Raw genomic sequence first — 16,785 nt, 5'->3', positions numbered from 1 at the left:
CCACATAACGCTTAATTTTAAGAATTAAAAAAATGGCAAAAAAAATTGAAAAAGTTGTAAAACTTCAAGTTAAAGGAGGACAAGCAAATCCTTCGCCACCAGTAGGACCAGCTTTAGGTGCTGCAGGTGTTAACATTATGGAGTTTTGTAAACAATTTAATGGACGTACACAAGAAAAACAAGGTGCAGTGTTACCAGTTGTTATTACGGTGTATCAAGACAAATCATTTGATTTCGTAATTAAAACTCCACCAGCTGCTATTCAGTTAATGGAAGCTGCGAAATTGAAAAAAGCATCAGGTGTACCAAACCGTCAAAAAGTAGGTACTGTTACTTGGGATCAAGTTAGAGCTATTGCTGAAGACAAGTTAGCGGACATGAACTGTTTTACTGTTGAATCTGCTATGAAAATGGTTGCTGGAACTGCACGTTCTATGGGTATAACTGTAAAAGGTGGGCAAGCTCCAGAATAATTAAAACATTTTAGGAAATGGCAAAGTTAACAAAAAGACAAAAAGAAGTATTAGCGAAAGTAGAAAAAAACAAACTTTACTCTATCGATGAAGCATCATCATTAGTAAAGGAAGTTAACTACGCTAAGTTTGATGCTTCTGTAGATATAGCAGTTCGTTTAGGTGTAGATCCTAAGAAAGCTAACCAAATGGTTCGTGGTGTAGTTTCATTACCACACGGAACAGGTAAAGATGTAAAAGTATTAGCATTAGTTACTCCAGACAAAGAAGCAGAAGCTAAAGCAGCAGGTGCAGACTATGTAGGATTAGACGAATACTTACAAAAAATTAAAGAAGGTTGGACAGACGTTGACGTTATCGTTACTATGCCAGCTGTTATGGGTAAATTAGGACCATTAGGACGTGTTTTAGGACCTCGTGGATTAATGCCAAACCCAAAATCAGGTACTGTAACTTTAGAAGTTGGTAAAGCCGTTTCTGAAGTAAAAGCAGGTAAAATCGACTTCAAAGTAGACCGTTACGGAATTATCCACGCTGCAGTTGGTAAAGTATCTTTTGATGCTGATAAAATTAAAGAAAATGCGAATGAATTAATTCAAACTTTAATTAAATTAAAACCAACAGCTGCTAAAGGAACGTATGTAAAAAGCATCACGCTTTCTACAACTCAATCTGTAGGTGTATCAGTAGATCCAAAAAGTGTAAACGCTTAAAATTAGTAGATTATGGCAATGACAAAACAAGATAAAGCAAATATGATAGATGAGTTGCAAGCTGTATTAGCAGAAGCAAAAATCATCTACTTAGCAAATATCGACGGATTAAACGCTGTTAATACTACTGAATTAAGAAGAGCTTGCTACAAAAGCAATGTATCTTTACGCGTAGTAAAAAACACTTTATTAAAGAAAGCTATGGAGCAAATCGAAGACAAAAACTTCGAAGAGCTTTATGGTTCTTTAAAAGGAAATACAGCATTAATGACTGCTGAAGTTGGTAACGCACCAGCTAAAGTAATCGATACTTTCAGAAAAAGATCTGATAAACCTATTTTAAAAGGAGCTTGGATTGAAGATAATACTTGGGTTGGTGATGATAAATTACCACAATTAGTAGCATTGAAATCTCGCGAAGAATTAATAGCAGATATCGTTATGTTACTTCAATCTCCTATCAAAACAGTTGTTTCTCAATTAGAGAACAAAGATGCTGCAAAAGCAGAAGGAGCTTCAGAAGAATAAGACACACTCATATTAAATAAAGTTTAAAAAACAAAAAGCATTAAAATGGCAGATTTAAAAAAATTAGCTGAAGAGTTAGTAAACTTAACAGTTTTAGAAGTTAACGAATTATCTACAATCTTAAAAGACGAGTACGGAATCGAACCAGCTGCTGCTGCAGTTGTTGTTGCTGCTGGTGGAGCTGAAGCTGCAGAAGAGCAAACAGAATTCGACGTAATCTTAAAAGAAGCAGGAGCATCTAAATTAGGTGTTGTTAAATTAGTTAAAGAATTAACTGGAAAAGGATTAAAAGAAGCTAAAGATTTAGTAGATTCAACTCCAGCAACAGTTAAAGAAGCAGTTTCTAAAGACGAAGCTGAAGCTTTAAAGAAACAGCTAGAAGAAGCTGGTGCAGTAGTAGAATTGAAGTAATTTTTATTACTCAAAAATATAGGTTTGGACCTAACACAGGACGTGTTAGGTCTAAACCTTTTTACGCATAAAGTCATTATATAAACCAAAATTCATTCGAAATTGGCCACTAAAGCAACATTAAGCAACTCGACTGAGAAAAAAGAAAGATTGAACTTCTCTTCTGCAAAAGCAGTCGCTCAGTTCCCAGATTTCCTTGACATTCAGATCAAATCGTTTGAAGATTTTTTCCAGTTGGAAACAAGACCTGACCAACGAAAAAATGAAGGTCTTTACCGAACATTTGCTGAGAATTTTCCAATTACGGATACTCGCAATCAGTTTGTTTTAGAATTCTTAGATTATTTCGTAGATCCACCTCGTTACACTATTGATGAATGTATCGAAAGAGGATTAACGTACAGTGTACCATTGAAAGCTCGTCTTAAATTGTACTGTACTGACGAAGAGCACGAAGATTTCGAAACTGTTGTGCAAGACGTTTATTTAGGAACAATTCCTTATATGTCTCCTTCAGGATCGTTCATTATCAATGGTGCAGAGCGTGTTATTGTATCTCAATTACACCGTTCTCCTGGGGTATTCTTCGGACAATCTTTCCACGCGAATGGTACAAAACTGTACTCATCTCGTATCATTCCTTTCAAAGGATCTTGGATTGAGTTCGCAACAGACATCAACAGCGTAATGTACGCTTACATCGATCGTAAGAAAAAGTTACCATTAACTACTTTATTACGTGCTATCGGATACGAAAGAGATAAAGATATCTTAGAAATTTTCGACTTAGCTGAAGAAGTAAAAGTTAATAAAGCTAATTTAAAGAAAGTTGTAGGTCGTAAACTTGCTGCACGTGTATTAAATACATGGCACGAGGATTTCGTAGATGAAGATACAGGAGAAGTTGTATCTATTGAACGTAATGAAATTATCTTAGACCGTGAAACAATCCTAGAGAAAGATCACATCGATCAAATCGTAGATTCAGGCGTTAAGACGATCTTATTACACAAAGAAGATATCAATTCTGCTGATTATGGAATTATCCATAATACTTTACAAAAAGACCCTACTAATACTGAAAAAGAGGCAGTAGAGTACATCTATAGACAATTACGTAACGCTGAGCCACCAGATGAGGAAACAGCAAGAGGAATTATTGACAAATTATTCTTCTCTGATCAACGTTATTCATTAGGTGAAGTAGGTCGTTACAGATTAAATAAAAAATTAGGTTTAGCTATTAGCGAGGACGTACAAGTATTGACTCGTGAAGATATCATTTCGATTATTAAATACTTAATCGAATTAATCAACTCTAAAGCAGAGGTGGATGATATTGACCACTTATCTAACCGTCGTGTAAGAACGGTTGGTGAGCAAATGGCAAGCCAATTCGGAGTAGGTTTAGCTCGTATGGCTAGAACTATCCGTGAAAGAATGAATGTTCGTGACAACGAGGTGTTTACACCAATCGATTTGATTAATGCTAAAACATTATCATCTGTTATCAACTCATTCTTCGGAACGAATCAGTTATCTCAGTTTATGGACCAAACAAATCCATTATCAGAGATTACACACAAACGTCGTTTATCAGCATTAGGACCTGGAGGTTTATCAAGAGAAAGAGCGGGATTCGAGGTACGTGACGTACACCACACTCATTACGGACGTTTATGTCCAATTGAAACTCCTGAGGGACCAAACATTGGTTTGATTTCGTCATTATGTGTATTCGCTAAAGTTAATAACTTAGGATTCATCGAAACACCGTACAGAAAGGTAGAAGAAGGAAAAGTGGACGTCGAATCAGCACCTATCTACTTAACTGCGGAAGAGGAAGAATCTAAAGTAATTGCTCAAGCCAATATCGACATGGCAGACGATGGTACTATTGCTACTGAACGTGTAACAGCTCGTGAAGACGGAGATTTCCCTGTGGTAACTCCATCAGAAGTAGACTTAATCGACGTTGCACCTAACCAGATTGCTTCTATCTCAGCATCATTAATTCCTTTCTTGGAGCATGATGACGCCAACCGTGCGTTAATGGGATCGAACATGATGCGTCAGGCAGTTCCATTATTAAAACCTCAAGCACCAATTGTAGGTACTGGATTAGAAAAACAAGTTGCAAAAGATTCAAGAATCTTAGTAAATGCAGAACGTGAAGGTACAGTAACTTATGTTGATGCTGACATTATAACAATTAAATATGATCGCTCAGAAGACGAAGAATTAGTAAGCTTCGATTCTGCAGAGAAAACATATAATTTAACTAAATTCAGAAAAACGAATCAAGGAACTACAATTACGTTGAAACCAATTGTAAAAGTTGGAGATCGTGTAGAGAAAGGACAAGTTTTATCTGAAGGTTATGCAACAGAAGGAGGTGAATTAGCTATTGGTCGTAACATGGTTGTTGCCTTTATGCCTTGGCAAGGGTACAACTTTGAGGATGCCATTGTAATCTCTGAGAAAGCTGTTCGCGAAGACTGGTTTACATCTATCCACATCGATGAGTATTCATTAGATGTACGTGATACTAAATTAGGTATGGAAGAATTAACTTCTGATATTCCTAATGTTTCTGAAGAGGCTACTAAAGACTTAGACGAAAATGGTATGATCCGTATTGGAGCAGAAGTAAAACCAGGAGATATCTTGATTGGTAAGATTACACCGAAAGGAGAATCAGATCCAACTCCAGAAGAAAAATTATTACGTGCAATTTTTGGTGACAAAGCAGGTGATGTAAAAGATGCTTCTCTTAAAGCTTCTCCATCATTACGTGGTGTTGTAATCAACAAAAAATTATTCTCACGTAGTATCAAGGATAAACGTAAACGTTCTCAAGACAAAGCTATCATTGATAGTGTAGAGGCTGAGTACGACGTTAAATTCAACGAATTAAGAGAGATTTTATTAGAGAAATTATACGTTTTATTAAACGGAAAAACTTCTCAAGGTATTTACAACGACTTGAACGAAGAAGTAATCAAGAAAGGTGTAAAATACACACAAAAAATCTTATCTAACGTTGAAGATTTCTTAAACTTAACTGGATTAGAATCTCTTTGGACAACAGATGAAGATAAGAACGAATTAGTAAAAGAGTTGATACATAATTATAAAATTAAGTACAACGATTTACAAGGAGCTCTTAACCGCGAAAGATTTACAATCTCTGTTGGAGACGAATTACCTGCAGGTATCGTAAAATTAGCGAAAATCTATATTGCGAAAAAACGTAAGCTAAAAGTAGGGGATAAAATGGCGGGACGTCACGGTAACAAAGGTATTGTTGCTCGTATTGTTCGCGACGAAGATATGCCTTTCTTAGAAGACGGAACACCAGTAAATATCGTACTTAATCCACTTGGGGTACCATCTCGTATGAATATCGGTCAGATTTATGAAACGGTATTAGGATGGGCTGGATTAAAAATGGGACAAAAATTTGCTACTCCTATTTTCGACGGTGCAGAAATTGATGACATCGATCGTATTACAGAAGAAGCAGGTATTCCTAAACACGGTACAACATATTTATATGATGGTAATACTGGAGAACGTTTTGACCAAAAAGCTACTGTAGGGGTGATTTACATGTTGAAATTAGGACACATGGTTGACGACAAAATGCACGCGCGTTCTATCGGACCATACTCATTAATTACTCAACAACCATTAGGAGGTAAAGCACAATTCGGTGGACAACGTTTTGGAGAGATGGAGGTTTGGGCATTAGAAGCATTTGGTGCATCTAATATCTTACGCGAAATCTTAACAGTTAAGTCGGATGACGTAATTGGACGTGCAAAAACTTACGAAGCAATCGTAAAAGGAGAGCCAATGCCAGAACCTGGTATTCCAGAATCATTTAACGTATTGTTACATGAATTACAAGGTCTTGGATTAGACATAAACTTGGAAGAATAATAGGGCAACCTATTATTCTACCTTTTTCGTTATAATAATATAATTGTTAGATACATTTCTATATGTCAACAAAAAATAAAACAAGTCAATTCTCAAAAATCCGTATCGGGTTAGCTTCTCCAGAATCGATTCTTCAAGAATCTAAAGGTGAAGTTTTAAAACCTGAAACGATTAACTATAGAACGCACAAACCAGAGCGTGACGGGTTATTCTGTGAGCGTATCTTTGGACCTGTAAAAGATTACGAATGTGCCTGCGGAAAATATAAAAGAATCCGTTATAAAGGTATTGTTTGTGACCGTTGTGGGGTTGAAGTTACTGAAAAGAAAGTTCGTCGTGAGCGTATTGGACACATCAATCTTGTTGTGCCAATTGCACATATTTGGTATTTCCGTTCATTACCAAACAAAATTGGTTACATCTTAGGATTACCATCTAAGAAATTAGATATGGTAATTTACTACGAAAGATATGTAGTTATCCAACCAGGTATCGCAAAAGGACCAGAAGGTGAAGAATTAAATAGATTAGATTTCCTATCAGAAGAAGAGTACTTAGATATCTTAGAAACTCTTCCGATCGAAAATCAATATCTTGAAGATACAGATCCAAACAAATTCGTTGCGAAAATGGGTGCTGAAGCATTAGAGGACCTATTATCTCGTATCAATTTAGATGAGTTATCTTACGAATTAAGACACAAAGCACATAACGAAACATCTAAACAACGTCGTACAGAAGCGTTAAAACGTTTACAAGTTGTTGAGTCGTTACGTGAGTCAAATATGCACCACGTAAACCGTCCAGAATGGATGGTAATGCGCGTTATTCCGGTTATTCCACCAGAATTACGTCCATTAGTTCCATTAGATGGTGGTCGTTTTGCAACATCAGATTTAAATGATTTATATCGTCGTGTAATTATCCGTAATAATCGTTTGAAACGATTAATGGAGATCAAAGCGCCAGAAGTAATCTTACGTAACGAAAAACGTATGTTGCAAGAAGCGGTTGATTCATTATTCGATAACACACGTAAAGCATCTGCTGTAAAAGCTGATGGTAACCGTCCGTTAAAATCATTATCTGATTCATTAAAAGGTAAACAAGGTCGTTTCCGTCAAAACTTATTAGGTAAACGTGTGGATTATTCTGCTCGTTCTGTAATTGTTGTTGGACCAACACTTAAATTACACGAATGTGGTTTACCAAAAGATATGGCAGCTGAATTATACAAACCATTTGTTGTTCGTAAATTAATCGAGCGTGGAATTGTAAAAACAGTTAAATCGGCTAAGAAAATTATCGATAGAAAAGAGCCAGTTGTTTGGGATATTTTAGAAAATGTAATTAAAGGTCATCCAGTTTTATTAAACCGTGCCCCAACGTTACACCGTTTAGGTATCCAAGCATTCCAACCGAAATTAATTGAAGGTAAAGCAATTCGTTTACACCCATTAGTGTGTACTGCCTTCAATGCCGATTTCGATGGTGACCAGATGGCTGTTCACTTACCATTAGGACCAGAAGCTGTTTTAGAAGCACAATTATTAATGTTGGCCTCTCAAAATATTTTGAATCCTGCAAATGGATCTCCAATTACTGTACCTTCTCAGGATATGGTTTTAGGTCTGTACTACATGACGAAAATTCGTCGTACTGACCACCAATTTACAGTAAAAGGTGAAGGATTAACTTTCTATTCAGACGAAGAAGTTCAAATTGCTTACAACGAAGGTGCTGTTGACTTAAACGCGCCAATTCGTGTAAAAGGAACAATTCGTGTAGGAGAGGAGTTGGTAGAAAATCAATTAATCGAGACTTCTGTAGGACGTGTGTTATTTAACCAAATCGTTCCAAAACAAGTTGGATTTGTTAATGAAGTATTAACGAAAAAATCGTTACGTACTATTATTAACAAAATTATCAAGATTACAGATTTCCCTACAACGGCTGCTTTCTTAGATGATATGAAACAATTAGGATACCGTAATGCCTTCGAGGGTGGTTTATCATTCTCATTAGGTGATATCTTAATCCCAGAACAAAAGAAAGACCTTATCTCTGGTGCGATCAACCAAGTTGAGAACATTAAGATGAACTATAACATGGGTCTTATTACAAATAACGAACGTTACAACCAAGTTATTGATGTTTGGACAACAACAAACGCAACATTAACAGAAATTGTAATGAAACACATGACAGAAGATCAACAAGGATTTAACTCTGTATTCATGATGCTTGATTCTGGAGCGCGTGGATCTAAAGAGCAAATTCGTCAGTTATCAGGTATGCGTGGATTGATGGCTAAACCTCAAAAAGCTGGTTCTTCAGGAGGGGATATCATCGAAAACCCGATTATCTCTAACTTCCGTGAAGGTCTGTCAATCTTAGAGTACTTTATTTCTTCGCATGGTGCGCGTAAAGGTCTTGCCGATACTGCCTTAAAAACTGCCGATGCTGGATATTTGACTCGTCGTTTAGTTGACGTTGCGCAAGACGTTATCGTAATGCACGAAGATTGTGGTACATTAAGAGGTTTAGAAGTATCTGCACTTAAGAAAAAAGAAGAAATTATCGAAAGTTTATCTTCTCGTGTTTTAGGTCGTACTTCATTAGATGATATTTACAACCCAGATAATGGCGAATTAATTATCGCTTCTGGTCATATTATCACAGAAGATATTGGTGAAGCTTTAGAAGCTGCAGGTATCGAAAATGTAGAAGTTCGTTCTCCATTAACATGTGAAGCGAAAACTGGAATTTGTGCTAAATGTTACGGACGTAACTTAGCTACAGGTAAAGGTGTTCAAAAAGGTGAATCAGTAGGTGTAGTTGCTGCACAATCTATTGGTGAGCCTGGTACACAGTTAACATTACGTACATTCCACGTTGGGGGTACTGCTGGTAACGTTTCTGAGCAAAATACAATTAATGCAAAAGTTGATGGTACAGTTGAGTTTGATGACTTACGTACTGTTGAATCTACTGATGATGCAGGAAACAAAGTAGACACTGTTGTTTCTCGTTCTACTGAGATGAAGCTTATTGACGATTTAGGTAACGTTCGTCAACAAACGAATATCGCTTATGGTACAATATTATCAGTGAAAAATGGAACTAAAGTTAAGAAAGGTCAAGAGGTTGCAAGTTGGGATCCTTATAATGGGGTTATCATTGCAGAATCTACAGGTAAGATTGAGTACGAACAATTAGAACAAGGGGTAACTTTCCAAATTGAAATCGATGAGCAAACAGGATTCCAAGAAAAAGTTATTTCTGAGTCACGTAATAAAAAATTAGTTCCAGCGTTAAGAGTTATCACAATTGATGGTGAAGAAAAAACATACAACTTACCAGTAGGTGCGCACTTAATGGTAAATGATGGAGAAAAAATTAATGCAGGTAAAATCTTAGTTAAGATTCCTCGTAAGTCAGCTAAATCTGGCGATATTACAGGAGGTTTACCTCGTATTACAGAGTTGTTAGAGGCTCGTAATCCATCTAATCCATCAGTTGTTTGTGAAATGGATGGAGTTGTATCTTTTGGTAAAATTAAACGTGGTAACCGCGAAATCATCGTTGAATCTAAAAATGGTGAAATCCGTCGTTATTTAGTTAAATTATCTGCTCAAATCTTAGTTCAAGAAAATGACTTTGTACGTGCAGGTGAGCCTTTATCAGATGGAGCAATTACACCAGAAGATATTTTAAGAATCTTAGGACCAACAGCGGTTCAAGAATACTTAGTAAATGAGATTCAAGATGTATACCGTTTACAAGGGGTAAAAATTGATGATAAACACTTCGAAATTATTGTACGTCAAATGTTACGTAAAGTTCGTATTGTGGACTCAGGAGATTCAAGATTCTTAGAAGATAGTTTAGAGCATAAAGACGATTTCATGCAAGAAAATGATCGTTTATTCGGTATGAAAGTCGTAGAAGACGCTGGTGATTCTGATACTTTAAGTGCAGGACAAATCATCACAATTCGCGAATTACGTGACGAAAACTCTAAATTAAAACGTGAAGATAAAAACTTAGTAACAGCTCGTGAAGCTTTACCTGCAACAGCAGAGGCAGTTTTACAAGGGATTACAAGAGCGTCTTTACAAACTAAATCTTTCATGTCTGCAGCATCGTTCCAGGAAACTACAAAAGTTCTTAACGAAGCAGCTGTAGCTGGTAAAGTAGACGGTTTAGTAGGATTGAAAGAAAACGTAATTGTTGGACACTTAATTCCTGCAGGAACTGGATTAAAAGAGTATCAAAACATCATCGTAGGATCTAACCGTGAATACGAGGAATTAATAAACGCAAAACAAGAATTATAATGTCAGAAAATCAACAAAACGAAGGATTAAACATTGAGTTAAACGAATTAGTAGCTCAAGGAGTTTATGCTACAGGAGCAATCATCAACCACTCACCATCTGAGTTCGTTGTAGATTTCGTTCAATTTTTACCAGGTGCAAGACCATCAGTAAAATCAAGAATTATCTTGTCTCCATTACAAGCTAAACAATTATCTCAATCGTTAGCAGAAAACGTAACTAACTTCGAGAAAAGCTTTGGTGAAATCAAAGAACCTCAAGTTAATAACGGTACAGCAACTTACGAAGCTTAAGAATTATTCTTAATATTTCAAAAATCCCTCAATCTTAGATTGGGGGATTTTTTTGTATCACCAAAACTATCAAATTCATAATAAGAACTTCATTACCTCTTTATGTTTTATCATATTAATATTTAATTCAAATATTTTTACGAATACTTTAAAATAGAAATCGATTAAAGTTTTTTTCTCTATTTTTTAAAATCGAAAAAATGTTTAGATTTGTAAGAAGCAAATACACAAAGCATGTCTGACTATAAATTAATTCTACCTTCGATGGGAGAAGGTGTAATGGAAGCTACTGTTACCAATTGGATAAAGAATATTGGTGATGCAATTGCCGAAGATGAATCGGTTGTTGAAATCGCAACAGATAAAGTAGATTCTGATGTTCCTTCACCAGTTGCAGGAGTTTTAAAAGAAATCTTAGTTCCTGTAGATGGAATTGCAAAAGTAGGTGAGCCTATTGCAATTTTATCTGTTGAAGGAGTTGTAGAACAAGCTGAAGTAACAGAAGAAGTTGATACAAATAGTGATCAGGAAATTGCAGATACTGCAAAATCTATCGAAGCTAATGTAGCAACAATCAAATCTGAAACAGTTATCACATCATCTGATGATAAATTTTATTCTCCTTTAGTGAAATCTATTGCGAAAGAAGAAGGAATTTCTCAAACAGAATTAGACCAAATTACAGGATCTGGAAAAGGCGGACGTGTAACAAAAGATGATATTCTAAATTTTGTTAAGAATAGAGGAAATCAAACAACTCAACCAGTTGCAGCAAATATTGTTTCAGCTCCAGTAACTCAACCTCAAGCACCACAAATGCAATCTGCACCTATTTCTGTTGGAGCAGGAGATGAAATTATCGAAATGGATAGAATGCGTAAGATTATTGCGCAAAATATGTTACAAGCAAAACAAATTGCGCCTCACGTAACATCTTTCGTTGAAGTTGATATGACGAATATTGTTTTATGGAGAGATAAAAATAAGAATGAGTTTCAAAAGAAACATGGTGAAAAAATTACTTTCATGCCAATTTTTATCGAAGCTGTAGCAAAAGCAATTCAAGATTTTCCAATGATTAATGTTTCGGTTGATGGAGATAAAATCATCAAGAAAAAAAATATTAATATTGGAATGGCAGCAGCTTTACCAAGTGGAAACTTAATTGTTCCTGTTATCAAAAATGCAGATCAATTTAATTTAGCAGGTTTAGCTTCGCAAGTGAATGATTTAGCAAATCGCGCGCGTAACAATAAATTGAAACCTGTAGAAATTCAAGGAGGAACATATACAATTACGAATATCGGATCTTTTGGTAATACATTAGGAACACCAATTATTCCTCAACCGCAAGTAGCTATTTTAGCTGTTGGGGCAATCGTGAAAAAACCTGCAGTTATCGAAACTCCACAAGGAGATATGATTGCGATTCGTCACAAAATGTACTTATCTCATGCATACGATCATCGTGTGGTTGATGGAGCTTTGGGAGGTATGTTTGTGAAACGTGTAGCCGAATATCTTGAAGCTTTTGATATGAATACGCCTGTATAAATATTAATATGTTAAAATATTAATTATATATCCATAAAAAACTCTGATAACATCAGAGTTTTTTTATTTTTACAATTAGGTTTAGTAAGAAATGGTATATAAGGTTGTTTTTTGGATTGTATTTGTACTGCCAATCTTTGGATTTTCTCAGAATACAGATGAGAATAATACATTTTATCAAGAAGCAATACAACAAATAAAAAAGGATAATGGGAAAAGTATTAAGATTTATGAATATTTAATCAACAATGCAACAAACCCAGAACAAAAATTAAATTACGAACTTGATTTGATTAAGATTAAGATTTATGTTTCAAAAGATGTTGAAGCATTAGATCTTTATTTCGCCATTCAACCAGAAGTAGAAGCGTTAGATAATCAAGAAATAGAAGACAAATACACAATAATTGGTGCCGATTTGTCTCAATATTTAGGTTTTAAGGAACATTCAGAAAAATTATATAGAAAAGTAAAGTCCAAAGATAAAAAGTGGATCAATAGTGTTCATCATAAGTTTTTGGATTTACGAACAGATCTTTCTATCAATTCTATTAATGCAAATCCAATTCAGTCCGAAATTGAAGCAAATGCAATAGCTGATAGTTTGCAAACAACGACCAATGATGTAGAACGATTTATGTTTCTTAAAAAATTAAGATCATTTTATCTTAAAAATAATTCTCTCGAAAAATTTGCCAATTATAACACACAATTATCAACACTTAATGAAAGATTAAATGTTGATAAAAAAGGTACTCGAAATCATCTTGTAAATAAATTATTAGAGCAAAATAAAGTAAGATTAGCGAAAGAGAATAAACATATAAAAACGTTGTCTCTTATTTTTAGTATTGTATTGGTAGCAATGATTTTGTTTGTTATTTTTTATAAAAAGAAAGTAAAAGTTGAGGAAGCGATTAGTAAACCAAATTTAATTTCAGATAAAGTAGAAAACGAAATTTTAATAAAACTCGAGAATTTCGAAAAAAATAAAGGCTATTTAAATCCTACAATTACGATTACGATTTTAGCAAAAGATTTAGATACAAACGTAAAATATTTATCCTCAATTCTTAATAATATAAAGCAGAAGAGTTTTAATAATTATATAAATGAACTGCGTATTGAGTATATTACAAAGTGTCTAAAAGAAGATAAAAAGTTTCGTTTGTATAAAATTAGTCATCTTGCAACTCTAAGCGGATTTGTTTCCCAAAGTAGTTTTACCACTTTTTTTAAGTTGGTGACAGGAACTACTCCTTCATTATTCATTAAAAATTTGACAGAAAATGAAGACTAAGTTATTCCTCTTTTTTTTCGGTTTCATTTCATCTATTTTATTTGCACAAAAAGTAGATAGCGTTAGAATTGCGTACGATTATGTCTATTTTAACCCCAAAAAAGCAATCGAAATTGCGGACAGAATTATCAAAAATTCTTCTGATAAAAATGATCAAATTACTGCAAGATTAATCAAAACAAATGCATACTCATCTTTAGATGATAGTTATAATTCACTGAAATATGCGTATGAAACGTATGACTATGTGAAAAAAGAAAAAGATATTTTTAACGAAGCTAGAATTTTAGGACGATTAGGTGAGCTTTTTCAAGGATATGGTTTTAATACACAATCGCGTGAATATTTGGATGAGTCAGTAAAATTGATTTCTTCCGATGCATTTCCAACAGAGAAAAAAGCCATGTATTTAGGAAATATATATGGAATAAAAGGAAATGGGTATAAAGATGATTTGGATTGTGACTTTGCGATTAAGTATTATAATAAAGCGATAAAAGCCTATAAAACCTCGGAAAGTAATCAGTCTATTTTGAACAATTTGGCATTGGTATACATTGAAAAATCAAATTGTTTGATTGATAAACATCAATTGGATTCTGCCAAATTTTATTTGAATGAAGCGACAGAAGTTATTCATAAAAATAAATTAGAAGAATATGATCAATCAGCCAAAATTAGCTTGGCTCGAATTTATCAGTATGAAAAGAATTATTCTAATTCGAATATATTATTGAACGAAGTATTGAAGGACATTCAATCTTCTCAACCATTGCAGGTAAGCAATCAAATCTATAAACTTTTAGCTCAGAATTCATACGAGTTAAGAGATTTTGAAGGGTATAAAAGATATAGTAATCTTGTTAGAACTACAGCAATAGCGATAGACAAAAAATTTTTAATTGCTCAAGAAAAAAGTTTGAATTATTTATTACATAAAGACCAAACCTTTTTTACGAAATTATCAAAATTTTGGCTTCCAATTTCTTTAATTTTTATTTTAATAATTTTAATATTTCGGAAAATTTATAAAATTAGACGAAAAAGTATAAAAAACTAAATTCCTTAAATAACAAAATATAATATACTGTTAATAAATGTATTAATCTCTTTTTGTAAGTAATGAATTTAAGTAAGTTTCTTTCATGTAGTAGTTAATTTGATTTTGTATTCAAAAATTATTTTCTTCATTTGAAAAAAGATAACACGGAAAATATGAAGAAGACTTTTATTCTTTTGGCGACAATTATTGGAATTGGTTGCGCGAATGCACAAAGTATTTTTGATAATACACTGACTAAATCAACTAAGATTGAAAAGACGAAAGCTGAAAAATTGAACAAGAAAATCGATTTTGTTTCATTTAATAAAGCTACAATATATAGTTCTCCAACCGAAGCTATGGAATATGGTAGAGGGCAAAAAAAGCAAAGTAATTTACAACCTTTTGCTACGATTAATTCTCAAGGATGGGGATTTGGAAATAATGTAGATAATGGAGAAACTTTATTTTTTGGTACAGAAGTAAAATACAAAGCGGGAGCTTATTTTCAGTTTCAAATTTATGATGATAATTTAAAAGTTGAGAAACAATTTAAAATATCAATTCCAGAAAGTGCGAACTCTGTACAAGTGGTTAGCGATTTTTCATCAAAAATTTTAGCAAATAATACAAAACTAATTATTCCAATCTATGTTCACTTTTTCGAAGGTGGAAGTGGACCTGAATTTCAAAAACATCAAATTTGGTTAGTCTCTGAAACTGGGGAAATTGTAAGTAAAACTGATGCGAGTAGTTTTGAAATTAAGAAAGATCAAAATTCTAATTATAGTCTTTTTGCTTATGATAATACTGATGATGAAGTTATTCTTACTAAAGTTGATTTAAATAATCCATCACAAACAAAAGAATATAAACTTCCTTTTGATTTAGCTAATTTTTATGCAGGAATTCCTATTACACATAAAAATTTAGACGGAAAAGATTATTTAGTTTTTGCACATTATACAGAAAAATTAGTAGATAATAGTACCTTAGAATTTAATTCAAATGCAAAATTTGTATTGGATTTAATAGCTTATGATACGTTTACAGTAGAAAAATCATTTAAATTACCTGTTTTCGGATTTGATGAGGAAAATCCTTATACAATTCCTATGGCAACTTTTGGAATGTTCTACAATACAGATAAATATGACATTTCTAAAAATACATATAATACAGATAATAAGTTAGAATTTACTTATGGTTCTTACATTTATGATATGTTAGCAGACCAAGAATGGTATAACTATTATGTCGTAAACGAAGATGGTGTTCTTATTCATAAAATAGATGAGCAAGTTGCGGGAGCTGGAGCAGAGAATAATTTGATGTTACAAGAGTTACCTAATCAAAAAGATCAAGCTGTAATGATGATGGGTGGTCCAGAAGGAATTACTAATTTAAGAGTTTACAACTTACCAGATTTCTCTGTAGCTTATGATTTCCCTGCGTTACATAATGATGAATTATTAACATTAGACATGAATCGTATAGCAAATGGAACTACATATAACTATGTTTTTGGAATGGGAATGCCAGAGATCGATGGAGATAAAATGTATGGTGTTGTAAAACATTTTGATAATAATGGGAAAGAGGTAAAAAAGGTGAAATTACCTTTAACATCTACTACAGAAAAATTTAAAGTGTTTTTGACAGATGTTACACTTAACCCTACAATTATTAACGACGATAATGAAATTGAGTATGTTTATGCTTTACAAGATCGTGAAAATAATCAAATAGCAAACACATATAGAATTGCTCAAAACGAAAATAATATTATTGCAGATTTTTCTGGTAGAACAGAAAAAGGTAGTATAACAAATGCTGGATATTTGTTGAACAGAAAAGGTGAATACGATCGTATGTATATCTATTATGGATCTAATTATTCAGCGACAAGTTTCCTTACAGAGTTTTATAAACTGCCAATGCAAACTTTGAGTGTAAATGATATTACAACTTCAACACAAACGATAAAATATTTAAGTAACTTAAATCAAGTTCGTATTGATTATGATTACCAAACATATCAAATTTATAACATTAATGGAAATCTAATCTCCTCAGGTAATTTTACAAAAACAATTTTTACGAATGGATGGAATAAAGGAATTTATATCATCAAAACGTTAGATAAGCAAGGAAAAGCGAATACAGCTAAAATCTTAGTTTTCTAA

The 16,785-nt window shown here is 33.6% G+C and carries 11 protein-coding genes; all 11 read left to right on the top strand.

Translation table 11 applies throughout. From position 1 onward, the window contains the following. The first annotated feature begins 32 nt into the window (after positions 1-32). The 11 genes from rplK (at position 33) to AC2I98_RS08705 (ending at position 16,785) form a co-directional block, all read left to right on the top strand. On the top strand, positions 33-473 hold the full coding sequence (gene rplK, locus AC2I98_RS08755; RefSeq protein WP_038331069.1) for a 50S ribosomal protein L11: 441 nt from the start codon (positions 33-35) through the stop codon (positions 471-473). A 17-nt stretch (positions 474-490) separates the two neighbouring features. After that, entirely contained in the window at positions 491-1,186 is a 696-nt protein-coding gene (gene rplA / locus AC2I98_RS08750) for a 50S ribosomal protein L1 (protein WP_038331070.1), read from the top strand. Between the two features lie 18 nt (positions 1,187-1,204). Then, positions 1,205-1,714, top strand: a complete 510-nt coding sequence (gene rplJ / locus AC2I98_RS08745; RefSeq protein ID WP_486414069.1) for a 50S ribosomal protein L10 — start codon at positions 1,205-1,207, stop codon at positions 1,712-1,714. Positions 1,715-1,759: 45 nt separating this feature from the next. Beyond that, entirely contained in the window at positions 1,760-2,125 is a 366-nt protein-coding gene (gene rplL, locus AC2I98_RS08740; protein ID WP_486411327.1) for a 50S ribosomal protein L7/L12, read from the top strand. 102 nt (positions 2,126-2,227) lie between these two features. After that, the gene (rpoB, locus tag AC2I98_RS08735; RefSeq protein WP_486411326.1) at positions 2,228-6,070 is read left to right on the top strand and encodes a DNA-directed RNA polymerase subunit beta; all 3,843 of its coding nucleotides are present in this window, start codon (positions 2,228-2,230) and stop codon (positions 6,068-6,070) included. Between the two features lie 62 nt (positions 6,071-6,132). Further along, positions 6,133-10,410 carry a DNA-directed RNA polymerase subunit beta' gene (gene rpoC / locus AC2I98_RS08730; RefSeq protein WP_486411325.1) on the top strand — a complete coding sequence of 1,426 codons (4,278 nt, stop codon included), beginning with the start codon at positions 6,133-6,135 and terminating at the stop codon, positions 10,408-10,410. Beyond that, entirely contained in the window at positions 10,410-10,703 is a 294-nt protein-coding gene (locus AC2I98_RS08725; RefSeq protein ID WP_038331074.1) for a DUF3467 domain-containing protein, read from the top strand. Before rpoC ends, AC2I98_RS08725 begins: the two co-directional genes overlap by 1 nt. 234 nt (positions 10,704-10,937) lie before the next feature. Then, positions 10,938-12,257, top strand: coding sequence for a dihydrolipoamide acetyltransferase family protein (locus tag AC2I98_RS08720; protein WP_486411324.1), 1,320 nt, complete (start codon positions 10,938-10,940; stop codon positions 12,255-12,257). A gap of 91 nt (positions 12,258-12,348) precedes the next feature. Beyond that, complete coding sequence (locus AC2I98_RS08715) at positions 12,349-13,557, top strand: helix-turn-helix domain-containing protein (RefSeq protein WP_486411323.1); 1,209 nt, start codon at positions 12,349-12,351, stop codon at positions 13,555-13,557. Further along, positions 13,547-14,617 (top strand): tetratricopeptide repeat protein, encoded by a 1,071-nt coding sequence (locus AC2I98_RS08710; protein WP_486411322.1) that lies wholly within the window; start codon positions 13,547-13,549, stop codon positions 14,615-14,617. The genes AC2I98_RS08715 and AC2I98_RS08710 overlap by 11 nt, the downstream gene beginning before the upstream one ends. Before the next feature lie 155 nt (positions 14,618-14,772). After that, positions 14,773-16,785 (top strand): hypothetical protein, encoded by a 2,013-nt coding sequence (locus tag AC2I98_RS08705; protein ID WP_486411321.1) that lies wholly within the window; start codon positions 14,773-14,775, stop codon positions 16,783-16,785.

It is taken from the genome of Empedobacter sp. EJD.6dd (assembly GCF_057369435.1).
This window is presented reverse-complemented; position numbering and strand designations above follow the sequence as displayed.